We start from the raw sequence: 12,600 nt of genomic DNA, 5'->3' as shown, positions 1-12,600 counted from the left end.
TACAATTTTATTTAACATTAAAAAAACTAACTCAATATGTTTAAGACTAAAGATGCTTGGATGAATTTCTTCTATTCATTCGGGGCTGCAATTGTAATTCTTGGAGCTTGGCTTAAAATTACTCACATTACCTTGGGACCTATTAACGGTAACATTGCTCTTACCGTAGGACTTATTACTGAGGCGATTATCTTTATCATTTTCGCATTTGACCCTCCAAAAACTGAAGAGTCTTATGCTTGGGAAAATGTGTATCCTGAATTGTTGGATAAACACGCTCACCCAAATCCATTACATTCTAATGTAACAACTAAAAATACAAATGCTCAGTTTGCTGAATTAGAAAACTCTCTTTCTAACAAATTGGACAAAATGCTTCAGGATGCTAAATTAGACGTTCAACTATTCGACAGATTAAGAACAGGAATTGATAAATTCTCAAATTCTGTAGACCAAATCAACCAAACTGTTGACGTTTCTGCTTCTACACACAAATATAACGATCAGCTAAACAAAGCTGCTCAGCATATGGAAAGTATGAATGCTTTATATGCAATGCAACTTGAAAATGGTAAAAAACAATCTGAATTTGCTAATAAGTATGTAGCTGATATGCAGAAATCTGCAGAACAGTCTGAAAAATTCAACCAAGAACTACAAGGTTTAACATCTAATCTGAATAACTTAAATAGAGTTTATGGTGGTATGCTAACTGCTATGAAGTCTTAATTCCTAACCATTTCTAAATTTAACTACTTAATCAAAAAACAAAGAAAAGAGAATGGCACAAGGAAAACAGACCCCTCGTCAGAAGATGATCAACCTAATGTATTTGGTGTTCATCGCGATGATGGCCCTAAATATTGATGCAGAGATCATCAGATCATATTATGATTCTACAAGAGCGTTAAATGAAACAAGAACTTTAACAGAAAAAAAGAACGAAAAGATTTTTGAAAGAACACTGGAAGCGAAAGCTCAACAGGTTCCGGATACCTATGCTCAACCTTGGGAACAGTATAAAGTACTAAAAACCAAAATTGATGCATTGGTGAAATCTGCTCAGGACATCAAAGATTTGTTAAAGAAACAATCTGAGTTTCATGACAAAGACAAAGATGGTAAAGATATTGACGTAAGTGAGAATTTTGCTGCACTTAACAATAACGAAGCTACCACTGAGTATTTCTTTAAAGAAGGAGATGAAAACACCCCTTCGAAAAATGCGCTTGATCTAAAAGCTAAAATTGATGATGTTAGAAACTATATCAATGCTACTTTTGGTTCAAACGACCAACTTAAAGATTTAGTTGAAAGAGCTAATAAGTCTCTAATTGCAGAATATCCTAAAGGAAAATCTCCAAACGAAAAGACTTGGTTCCAAAATAAATTTTATCACCAGCCACTTATTGCTGCGATCTCTAATTTAGAGATCATCCAAAATGATGCCAGAAATGTACAATCTGATGCATTGGCATTATTACTTCAGGAAAAAGTGGATGCAAGTATCAAATTTACAAGCTACGAGCCAATTGTTTCTGGACCTACAGATATTCAAGTTGGTAAGCAGGCTGAAATAAAAGTAATGCTGGGTACTTACTCTAACAGTAATAAAATTAATATTTCTGGAGTAAGCAAGCAGGAAAATGGTAAAGGTATCATTGCAATTTCTGGTGCTGGTATCGGAGAACATAAGCTGGGAGGTACTATTACATTAACAGATGCTACAGGTAAATCTCAACCTTTCCCTTGGACGCATACTTACAATGTAATTGCAGGACCTAGAGAAGTAAAACTTGAAAAAGGATTATTGCTTTCTGCTGATAAGATGAATGTAATGTATAGAGGACTTGAGAACCCTGTATCAGGATCTATCCTGGGTGCAGATAACTCTAAGCTGTCTCTATCCGCTCCTGGAGCTTCTGTAAAGAGCCTTGGCGCAGGAAAATGGAGTGTAAAACCTTCAACAGGTTCAACAGTTAAATTGACATTATCTGGAATTGATCCTTATGGAAAATCAGTATCTCAGGTATTTGAATATAGAATCAAGAATGTTCCGCCACCACAAGGTCAGATGAGAGGACAGAATGTATTGTCGATGCCGGCAACTTCTATTCCTAATCAGACTGTACAGGCAGCTATCCCTGATTTCGACTTCCCGGTATCATTTACTGTAACTCAGTTCATGGTAAGAGTACCTGGTAGAGCAGCATTGCTTATCCACGGTAGTTCACTGGATGACGCAGCAGGATTAGTGAAAAATCTTAGAACAGGAGATGTAGTTTCTATCTTTGATATTAAAGCTACAGCTCAGGGTCTGGAAGGACAAACACTGAAAAACATTACTCCTATAATTATTAATGTTCAATAGGACTAAAAATTGTAAGTTATTATGAAAAAATATATTAGCACCCTTTTAGTATTAGTTTCGGGATTTGCCTTTTCCCAGACTATTCTAAACGCTTCTTCTCCGGAAGAGTTTAGACAGATGAGAGCGGACAACAAACAAAAAGTTGGTGATACTATTATAGATAAAACAGTAAAGCCTCTTGAATACGGATTTGTTGAAGATAAAGACATCCTTAAGAGTATGTTTGTTTGGGAAATCATTGATATGAATGATAAGATCAACCAGCCATTCTATTATGACAACCCGGATGGTCTTCTTTCTAGTCCTACAAGATCTCTATATCAATTATTATTAGATGCTGCTTTAACGGGTAAGATAGAGCAGGTGTATGATGATGAAAACTTTACTGTAAAACTTTCTCCTGAAGGAATTCAGAAGAGATTGGAAAAAGTGATCATCAATGATGCTGCTATTGATATCTTAAACTCAGGAAGACAGCTTACTGATGCAGAAAAAAAGCAATATACCGATGTATTTAAGACGACTACTGATAAAGTAAAAGTTCTTAAAATAATGGGTATGTGGTTCATTGATAAGAGAGATGGACAGATGAAATACAGACCTCTTGGTCTTGCTGCAATGGGACCAGATCCTGCAGTACAAGGTGTTATCGGTCCAGATGGGAAACCTATCGCTAGTAATGATGAATTGATCGATCTATTCTGGATTTTCTATCCGAATGCGAGAGATATTTTGGCAAACAATTATGTTTTCAATAGAAAAAATTCTTCTGCTGACTTATCTTTTGATGATATTATCAATGCGAGAAGATTCTCTTCTGTTATCTATAAATCTTCAAGCGGCTTAGGAGACGGTACAATCAAAGATTACGTTCCTAAAGATGCTGACGATCAGTTAGAAGAAAGCAACAGAATCAAAGGTTTGATCCTTGATATGGAAAATGATATGTGGAATTACTAAATTTCACTTGATATTTATACAAAACCTGAGTATTTTTACTCAGGTTTTTTTATTATGAAAAATGTAGATTATATAATTGTAGGAGATGGATATGCAGGGCTTTTTCTAGCCCACCAGCTCATTAAAAATAATAAATCGTTTGTGATTTTTTCCGAAGGAAGAAAAAGTGCTTCACAGATTTCTGCGGGAATCATCAATCCGGTTGTGCTTAAAAAATTTACCACATTTTGGAAAGCACAGGAACAAATTGATTTACTGAAAGACAGTTTGAAGGAAATAGAATATTATACAGGAGAAAATTATTTGATTAATGCACCTATCCATAGAATTTTTCACGACGAGAATGAACAGAATCTTTGGTTGAAGAAATCAGGAAATGATGATCTTTCTAACTTTCTCGATAAAAATTTTGATCGCTTGAATATAGTAAAAAACGATTATCTTACAGGAAAGGTGAATCAGTCTGCCAGACTTAATGTTAATGGATTTTTTGCAGGTCTATTTAGTTTTTTTGAAAAAAACGATCATTTGGTAAAAGAAAAGTTTGATTATACACAATTGAACTCATCAGAATCATCTTACAAAGATTTTGTATTCAAAAATATTATTTTCTGTGAGGGAATGGCTGTGAAAGATAATCCTTACTTTTCGGAAGTGATGGTAAATCCTAACAAAGGTCATCATATCAAAGTAAGACTTTCGGAACCGATTCCTGAAAATATAACCATTAAAAAGAAGCATTTCTTATTTCCGACCGGAAACGGACTTTATTTCTATGGTGGAACCTATGATAGAGAGCAGCTTCATCATCATATTGATGAATCGGCAGTAGCGCAATTGGTCAAAGGACTTTCCGAATTTTATCCTTACGGCTTTGAGGTAGAAGAAGTGCATTTTGGTTTCAGACCTACCGTAAAAGACAGAAGACCGATTATGGGAAGACATCAGGAATTTGAAAATCTATATGTTTTTAACGGAATGGGTGCCCGTGGAATCCTTAATGGCTGCTATTTTGCACGAGATCTGTACCGATTTATAGAAGATGGGCTTCCTTTGCATGAAGAAGTTTCATTGAGTAGATTTCAGTAATAGTATACTCAGACATTCAATTTTGAAAAACAAATAATCTATGGATGTGAATATTTTGGGAATTATAGCCGGGATTCTTACTTCTGTTTCTATGATCCCGCAGCTGATAAAGGTGATTAGAGAGAAAGATGTGAAAGATATTTCACTATTAATGCTTCTTGTTCTTATTTCAGGATTATCGCTTTGGGTATGGTATGGCTTTGAAAAAGACGAACTTCCCATTATATTGTCGAATGCATTTGCTGTTCTTGTCAATCTAAGTTTGCTGACGTGCTATATGATTTACCATAAAAAATGATCATCATCAGATAAAAAAAGACGCCTTATTGATAAGGCGTCTTTATATTTTAGGACAATAAATATTATTCAAGAACAAATTTAGCTAAAGGAGCCATTTTTGCTTTATTTAAAGTTAATGTATTCCCATTTACAGAATAATTATCTGCAGCAAGAATTGCTTTGGTAAACTGGTTTTCAATATCCAGATCCTCACAAGCCATCATCGTAGACATTCCCTGATTGAATTTAATTCTCATCACTTCAGGTTTAATCTCAAAAGTTCCTCCTAAGCCATTACATCCTGCATTCCCCTGATATCTCATTTCTTTCATATCTAATTTAAAATAAGGATTGCCCTTAGGGTTTTTTGCATGGACAGGCTTTCCATAAAGTTCAGTGAGTTTCCAGGTTTTTCCTGTAATATCTGTATCTGTTGTTGCTTTTGGTGCAGTAGCTTGAGGTTTACAAGAAACTACAAGAAATGTAGCGAGAACAAGTGCTGATAAATAATAATAAAAGCTTTTCATACATGTTATTTTAAAAAATGAATATTGGCGTACGATATGCTAATATGATGCCATTTTAGCAGGCCCAGACTCTTTTTTCGCCTGTTTAAGGTGAAAGAGCACCATGTCTACATTTTTCTTTAAGAAGCTGATATTTCCCTTAATTTCAGAGTATTGATACTCTTCATTAGAGGCTGTATATTCAGGTAAAGCATCGCTTTTTTTGAGGTCATAAGTTTTGCCGTTTAAATGTACCGTTGCCGTGTTTTTGGTATTGTTGATGATAACTTCTATCTTTTCTCCATAGCTATCTACATAGATGTTTTTAGAAATATCATCAGTGTTTTCAGGAGCAGCTGCTGTAATTACTTCTGCTTCTTTTCCGGGATGTTTACACGCTGTTAAGGAAAGAATGGTCAGCCCCAAAAGAACTGGTGTTAATAATTTTTTCATAGTGATAAGTGATTTTAAAGTGTTTCATGAAATGTGGTGTTAATACTATATAAATTTACGAATATTTTTAATAAATATATGTTAATTTTACATAAAATAATAGTATTTGTGCTAAAACTGGCTATGGCAGGCCGTTTTTAGAAACCATTTTTCACGGAAACGAAAAGTATAATTAAAGTGAGGAATTTGTGATAGAGAACGCTAATAGTGTTTTTTTAACCTTCTTATTCTCAATAGAATCAATAGAATTTTTTTCTTTTTTCATGTGTTGTGTATTTCCCTGCAAAAATAATTTTAAAATAGGACAATACCAATACGCCTATGTTAATAATTTGAAATCATGATAAAGTTTAGTTTTTATCATTTAAATTTTCTCCTAAAGAAGAATTATTTCCAAATAAAATTTCAAAAATAGGCATCAAGAATGTCCAAAAAAGCAACACGCTGAAGAGTAGTTTGCCTCTCAATCTCCGAATTTGAGTCTGTTTTTTATATAATCAATAAATTTCTACATTATCGGAATTTCTCTTAAGTCCTTTTAATACAGGGGAATTTCAATATCCGCAATGTTTCTTTATTCAGGTAATTTAAAGAATAGTTAAATTTTGTTAATCTACTATGATAATATCATAAACTGGGCGTACATTTGCGACTTCAAAATGAGAAACTTTATAGTATACTTTTTAACTGGTCTTTTTCTGCTGTTTGTAGTAGAAAGCAGACTCAACGTTAAAACACTTCGTAATGACTATACCGGTCGTGTTTCTCACAATATGCCCAAAAGAGCCAACCGCCTGAATCAGACTTTTGAAAAGCTTTCGGTTCAGCAAATGGCGGATAACGTAGACAATTCCACCTTAGAACTTGCAGAAGATGATTTTCAGTTGTCTGACATTATTCAGACGATTGCCGTTTTTGCTGGTGTTTTCAGTCTGGTCTATATCTTCGGGCTCAAAAATAATAAACGTTTCAGACCCGATATCCGCGGTTTTGTTTTAGGCTATATAGCCAAAAGATTTATTCTGATCCGTTCCATTAGAATTTAAGAATTTACTTTTTGATTGATTTTCTGTCTGATCTTTTCAGGTAGAAATATCCTGTGTTGTGTATGTTGGTAATCGTCACATCACAAACCTCTTCATTACCAAATATTCCTATTCAAAACATTAACGATTTATAAAAACTCTAGAATTATGATAAAGAGAGTTGCTTCGGGAATTGCACTAAGTGCCCTTTTATTGGCAGTTAGTTGTAACCAGAAAAAAGAAGAAAAAGAAGAAGTTACCGTGTACCCGGTGACGTCTCCTGTGGTGATGGATACCGTCATCAACAAAGAATATGTTGCTCAGATTCAATCTGTAAAAAACATTGAACTAAGGGCCCAGGAAAAAGGGTTCCTTGAAAAAATCTTTGTAGATGAAGGTCAGTATGTACATGCAGGTCAGACCTTATTCAGAATTATGCCTAAACTATATCAGGCAGAATTATTAAAAGCAAAAGCTGAAGTAGAGCAGGCCTCTATTGAGCTTAAAAATGCCAGTACGTTGGCAGGAAACAATATTGTTTCTAAAAATGAACGAGCAATGGCAAAAGCTAAGCTGGATGCTGCCAATGCAGAAATGAAACTGGCTCAGATTCACTTATCTTTTACAGATATTAAAGCCCCTTTCTCAGGAATTATCAATAGAATTCCTTTGAAACTGGGAAGTCTTATTGACGAAGGTGATCTATTGACTTCATTGTCGGATAACACAAGTATCTATACGTACTTTAATGTTTCTGAACCTGAATATCTAAGCTATCAGACTCATGTGGCCGACAGAGGAAGCAATCAGGTTTCTTTGATCACTGCCAATGCTGAAATGTATAATCAGAAAGGTGAAGTACAGACGATAGAAGGAGAATTTGACAATGAAACAGGAAACATTGCTTTCCGTGCTAAATTCCCCAATCCGGATAAAATTCTTAGAAACGGAGAAACAGGAAAAGTACAAATGGCAATACCGGTGCATAATGCATTGATTATTCCACAAAAAGCGACATATGAAATCCAGGATCAGAAATATGTGTTTGTTGTTGATAAATCCGGAAAAATTAAGTCAAGAAACATTAAAGTAGCTTACGAACTTCCCGATCTATATGTGGTAGGATCAGGAATCACGAAAGGAGATCAGATTCTTCTGGAAGGAGTTCAGAAAGTGAAAGACGATCAGACGATCAAAACAAAATTCCAGGACCCTAAAAAAGTTCTTCAATCATTGAAATTAAAAGCAGAGTAGTGGCCTCTAAAGTGAAGAAATATGTTTAAAAAATTCATTCGCAGACCAGTTCTGTCCATAGTAATCTCATTGATTATTGTATTTATGGGAGTATTGTCATTGGTAAAACTTCCGGTGACGCAATTCCCATCCATTTCTCCGCCTAAAGTAAACATTACGGCAGAATATCCGGGAGCTAATAACGAACTGTTAATCAAATCTGTGGTCATTCCATTAGAAAGAGGGCTTAATGGAGTTCCAGGGATGAAATATATGACCTCCAACGCAGGTAACGACGGGGAAGCCGCTATTCAGGTAGTATTCGACCTTGGTACGGATCCTAACGTTGCAGCCGTAAACGTTCAGAACCGTGTATCTTCGGTAGTGAATAAACTTCCGCCACTGGTTGTACGTGAAGGGGTGAAAATTACCCGTGAAGAGCCTAACATGTTGATGTATATTAACTTATACAGTGACGATCCTAAAGCTGATCAGAAATTCCTTTTCAACTATGCAGATATCAACGTAATGTCTGAATTGAGAAGGGTAAGTGGAGTAGGTTTTGCCGATATCCTAGGAACCAGAGAATATGCAATGCGTATCTGGCTTAAACCGGACCGACTTACTGCTTACAGTATTTCAGCTGATGAAGTAATGGAAGCTCTTAACGAGCAGAGTTTGGAAGCTTCTCCGGGTAAAACAGGAGAAAGTTCCGGAAAAAGAGCACAGTCATTCGAATATGTATTAAAATATCCGGGACGTTATAATAATGAAAAAGATTACGGAAACATTATCCTGAAAGCAAAGCCTAATGGAGAATCCGTAAGATTGAAAGATGTTGCAGATATAGAATTCGGAAGCTCAATGTATGATATCTATTCTACGTTGAATGGAAAACCTTCTGCGGCGATTACTGTAAAACAATCTTACGGATCCAATGCAAGCGATGTTATTAAGAATGTAAAAGAGTTAATGTCAACTCTGGAAAAAAATAACTTCCCTAAAGGAATGCATTACGAGATCAGTTACGACGTTTCCCGATTCCTGGATGCATCTATGGAGAAAGTAATACATACCTTATTTGAGGCATTTGTATTGGTAGCGATCGTAGTATTCCTTTTCCTTGGAGACTGGCGTTCTACCTTAATTCCTGCATTAGCGGTTCCAGTATCATTAGTAGGTACTTTTGCCGTAATGTCCGCATTTGGAATTACCTTGAATATGATCTCACTTTTTGCTCTCGTAATGGCGATCGGGGTGGTAGTAGATGACGCGATTGTAGTAATTGAGGCCGTTCACGCTAAGATGGAAGAAAAACAGCTTTCCCCACTTAAAGCAACGGAAGAAGCGATGCATGAGATCAGTGGAGCGATTATCGCAATTACCCTTGTAATGGCTTCTGTATTTATTCCGATTGCCTTTATGTCAGGTCCTGTTGGGGTTTTCTACCGTCAGTTCTCTATTACAATGGCTTCGTCCATCATCCTTTCGGGGGTTGTAGCACTTACATTAACGCCGGCATTATGTGCTTTAATCCTAAAAAATAATCACGGAAAAGCTAAAAAGAAAACTCCGGTTACTATTTTCCTTGATAAATTCAACAATGTATTTACAAAAGGGGCAGGGAAGTATGAGAAAATGCTGAATAAGACGGTCACTAAAAAGACAATTACATTACCGTTACTATTAGCTTTCTGTGCATGTACCTACTTCTTGAGTAACTCTCTTCCATCAGGATTTATCCCTGCAGAAGACCAGGGGATGATCTATGCGATCATTCAGACTCCACCGGGATCTACCCTTGAAAGAACCAACCAGATTGCCAGAGAACTTTTAAGAGAATCTGAAGGAATTGATGGAGTACAGTCCGTTTCTTCACTGGCAGGATATGAAATTCTTACAGAAGGTACAGGATCCAACTCGGGAACCTGTCTGATCAACCTTAAAAGCTGGGATGAACGTAAAGAATCTGCAGGAGAAATTATTGAAAAGCTGGAAGAAAAAGCCAAGAATATTCCAGGAGCTAATATTGAATTCTTCCAACCACCTTCCGTTCCTGGATATGGAGCTGCCGGAGGTTTCGAACTTCGTTTGCTGGATAAAGCAGGGACTGGTGATTATCACAAAATGGAAAAAGTAAGTAACGATTTCGTGAAGGAACTGAAAAAACGTCCGGAACTTGGGTCTGCATTTACATTCTATTCTGCGAGTTTCCCACAATATATGCTTAGAATCGATAACGATCTGGCTGAACAGAAAGGAGTAACCATTGAAAAAGCGATGGATAACCTTTCAACATTAATTGGTTCCAACTATGAGACGAGTTTCATCCGTTTCGACAGACCTTATAAAGTAATCGTTCAGGCGGGGCCACAATACCGTGCACTCCCAAGCGATCTGTTGAAACTATATGTTAAAAACGACAAAGATCAGATGGTTCCGTATTCTGACTTCATGAGACTTGAAAAAGTATACGGTTTATCAGAGATGACGAGACATAATATGTACAACTCTGCCCAGGTGAGTGGAACTCCGGCACCGGGTTACAGTAGCGGACAGGCCATTAAAGCTATTCAGGAAGTGGCAGATAAAACCCTTCCAAGAGGATTCGGTATCGACTGGGCAGGTATTTCCAAAGACGAAGTAAGCCGTGGAAATGAAGCTGTATTTATTTTCCTGGTGTGTTTAGGATTTGTATATCTGATTCTTTCCGCGCAGTATGAAAGTTTCATCCTTCCGCTTCCGGTTATTTTATCACTTCCGGTAGGTATTTTCGGAGCATTCTTATGCCTGAAACTTTTAGGATTGGAAAATAACATTTACGCACAGGTTGCCATGGTAATGCTTATCGGGCTTTTAGGTAAAAATGCCGTATTGATTGTGGAATTTGCTGTTCAGAAGAAAGCAGAAGAAGGTATCCCTGTTAGACAGGCAGCCATTGAAGGAGCGGCAATCCGTTTCCGACCGATTTTGATGACTTCTTTCGCATTCATCGCCGGGTTGATTCCTTTAGTTGTAGCTACAGGACCGGGAGCCGTAGGAAACAGAACTATCGGAACAGCTGCAGCAGGGGGAATGCTGATAGGAACAATCTTCGGATTGATGGTTATTCCGGGACTATATTACATCTTCGGAACCATTGCTGATAAATCTAAATTGGCAAAATATGAAGAAGAAAATCCTTTAACAGAACAAACTGAACCTTATGAACACGATGGAAAATTCGAAGACTAAAAATATAATCGTAGCCATTGCCTTATCACTTGTTCTCGCAAGTTGTAAGGCACCAATGGCGACCGTCATAAAAGACGAGGTAAAAGAAAATATACCTCAAAATTTCAATCAGGAAGAACAACAAGACGCTAACAATAATAGCGGAACAACTCCCTGGAGACAGTTTTTTACTGATCCTAATCTGGTAAGCCTGATTGAAACAGCTTTAAAGAATAATCAGGAACTTTTAATCACTCTTCAGGAGATTGAAATTGCCAAAAGTGGTGTCTTAGCTAAAAAAGGAAGACTGACACCTACCGTTTCTGCAGGAGTTGGAGCAGGTCTTAGAAAAGCAGGCCGTTATACCAGTGAAGGTGCCGGTGATGCCACTACAGATATAGAACCAGGAAAAGCAATGCCTGATCCACTTGGAAATTTTGAAGCAGGGTTAAATGCCAGCTGGGAAATTGATATCTGGAAAAAGCTCAGAACCGAAAAGGAATCGGCAGTCGCTCATTACTTATCAACGGTGGAAGGGAAAAACTTTGTACTGTCTAACCTGATTGAAGAAGTTGCAGATAATTATTATGAATTACTGGCACTTGATAATCAACTAGATATTATACAGCAATATATTAAGCTTCAGCAAAAAGCACTGGAAATTTCCAAAATTCAGAAAGAAGCGGCTGCTGCCACAGAATTAGCTGTAAAGAAGTTTGAAGCAGAACTGGCAAAATCTAAAGCATCAGAATACACGATCCGTCAGCAGATTACTGAGAAGGAAAACGAAATCAATGCTTTGTTGGGAAGATATCCGCAGCCAATTGTCAGAACAAAGGAAAACTTTATGTCAACAATTCCGCAAACGGTATATACAGGAATTCCTTCACAATTGCTGGCTAACCGTCCCGATATCAAGCAGGCAGAACTGGAGTTAAAATCCTCAAAGCTTGATGTGGAAGCGGCAAGAAAAGAGTTTTATCCTTCTCTTGAAATATCTGCAACATTGGGACTGGAAGCTTTTAAACCTTCCTATCTGGTAAAAATGCCTGAATCTATCGCTTATAATTTAGCAGGAGAGTTGGCAGGACCACTGATTAATAAAAGTGCTATAAAAGCTAATTTCCAAACGGCAGATGCCAAGCAGATCCAGGCTTTGTACGAGTATGATAAAACCATTTTAAATGCCTATCTGGATGTTGCGAATCTGATGTCTAAAGTTAAAAACATAGATCAGTATTATCAATTGAAATCTCAGGAAACAAAAGCTCTGGATCAGTCAATTGATATTGCCAATCAGTTGTTCCGAAACTCCAGAGCCGATTATCTTGAAGTTCTTTTGAACCAGAGAGATGCCCTGGATGCTAAACTGGAACTGATAGAAGCAAAGCAGAAACAGCTAAGTACAGTAGTCGATATCTATAAGAGTTTAGGCGGCGGCTGGAAATAAAGAAATATCATAATTCAATCA

11 protein-coding genes are annotated in these 12,600 nt (G+C 36.8%); 9 read left to right on the top strand and 2 right to left on the bottom strand.

Annotation, left to right across the window (positions count from 1 at the left end; translation table 11 throughout):
- The first annotated feature begins 36 nt into the window (after positions 1-36).
- Genes gldL through ACL9RH_RS18430 form a run of 5 tightly spaced genes read left to right on the top strand, consistent with a single transcriptional unit; the run spans position 37 to position 4,718 of the window.
- Positions 37-729, top strand: a complete 693-nt coding sequence (gldL, locus tag ACL9RH_RS18450) for a gliding motility protein GldL (protein WP_422694819.1) — start codon at positions 37-39, stop codon at positions 727-729.
- A gap of 52 nt (positions 730-781) precedes the next feature.
- Positions 782-2,371 (top strand): GldM family protein, encoded by a 1,590-nt coding sequence (locus tag ACL9RH_RS18445; protein WP_422694818.1) that lies wholly within the window; start codon positions 782-784, stop codon positions 2,369-2,371.
- Between the two features lie 21 nt (positions 2,372-2,392).
- Positions 2,393-3,331, top strand: coding sequence for a gliding motility protein GldN (gene gldN, locus ACL9RH_RS18440; RefSeq protein WP_422694817.1), 939 nt, complete (start codon positions 2,393-2,395; stop codon positions 3,329-3,331).
- A gap of 54 nt (positions 3,332-3,385) precedes the next feature.
- Entirely contained in the window at positions 3,386-4,420 is a 1,035-nt protein-coding gene (locus ACL9RH_RS18435) for an NAD(P)/FAD-dependent oxidoreductase (protein ID WP_422694816.1), read from the top strand.
- A gap of 40 nt (positions 4,421-4,460) precedes the next feature.
- The gene (locus ACL9RH_RS18430; RefSeq protein WP_422694815.1) at positions 4,461-4,718 is read left to right on the top strand and encodes a SemiSWEET transporter; all 258 of its coding nucleotides are present in this window, start codon (positions 4,461-4,463) and stop codon (positions 4,716-4,718) included.
- 64 nt (positions 4,719-4,782) lie between these two features.
- Here the strand turns inward: ACL9RH_RS18430 and ACL9RH_RS18425 are convergent, their stop codons facing one another.
- Both ACL9RH_RS18425 and ACL9RH_RS18420 read right to left on the bottom strand, forming a co-directional pair.
- On the bottom strand, positions 4,783-5,226 hold the full coding sequence (locus tag ACL9RH_RS18425) for an META domain-containing protein (protein ID WP_422694814.1): 444 nt from the start codon (positions 5,224-5,226) through the stop codon (positions 4,783-4,785).
- 39 nt (positions 5,227-5,265) lie between these two features.
- A complete protein-coding gene (locus ACL9RH_RS18420) occupies positions 5,266-5,658 on the bottom strand; it encodes a hypothetical protein (protein WP_422694813.1) in 393 nt (130 codons plus the stop codon).
- Positions 5,659-6,317: 659 nt separating this feature from the next.
- Between ACL9RH_RS18420 and ACL9RH_RS18415 the strand changes: the two genes are divergently transcribed.
- From ACL9RH_RS18415 to ACL9RH_RS18400, 4 genes are all read left to right on the top strand, one after another.
- Complete coding sequence (locus ACL9RH_RS18415) at positions 6,318-6,704, top strand: hypothetical protein (RefSeq protein ID WP_422694812.1); 387 nt, start codon at positions 6,318-6,320, stop codon at positions 6,702-6,704.
- A gap of 150 nt (positions 6,705-6,854) precedes the next feature.
- The gene (locus ACL9RH_RS18410; RefSeq protein ID WP_422695026.1) at positions 6,855-7,937 is read left to right on the top strand and encodes an efflux RND transporter periplasmic adaptor subunit; all 1,083 of its coding nucleotides are present in this window, start codon (positions 6,855-6,857) and stop codon (positions 7,935-7,937) included.
- Positions 7,938-7,958: 21 nt separating this feature from the next.
- On the top strand, positions 7,959-11,150 hold the full coding sequence (locus ACL9RH_RS18405) for an efflux RND transporter permease subunit (protein WP_422694811.1): 3,192 nt from the start codon (positions 7,959-7,961) through the stop codon (positions 11,148-11,150).
- On the top strand, positions 11,122-12,579 hold the full coding sequence (locus tag ACL9RH_RS18400; protein ID WP_422694810.1) for a TolC family protein: 1,458 nt from the start codon (positions 11,122-11,124) through the stop codon (positions 12,577-12,579). The genes ACL9RH_RS18405 and ACL9RH_RS18400 overlap by 29 nt, the downstream gene beginning before the upstream one ends.
- The last annotated feature ends 21 nt before the right edge of the window (positions 12,580-12,600 follow it).

Source organism: Chryseobacterium sp. Mn2064, from assembly GCF_049319685.1.
Classification (GTDB): domain Bacteria; phylum Bacteroidota; class Bacteroidia; order Flavobacteriales; family Weeksellaceae; genus Chryseobacterium.
This window is presented reverse-complemented; position numbering and strand designations above follow the sequence as displayed.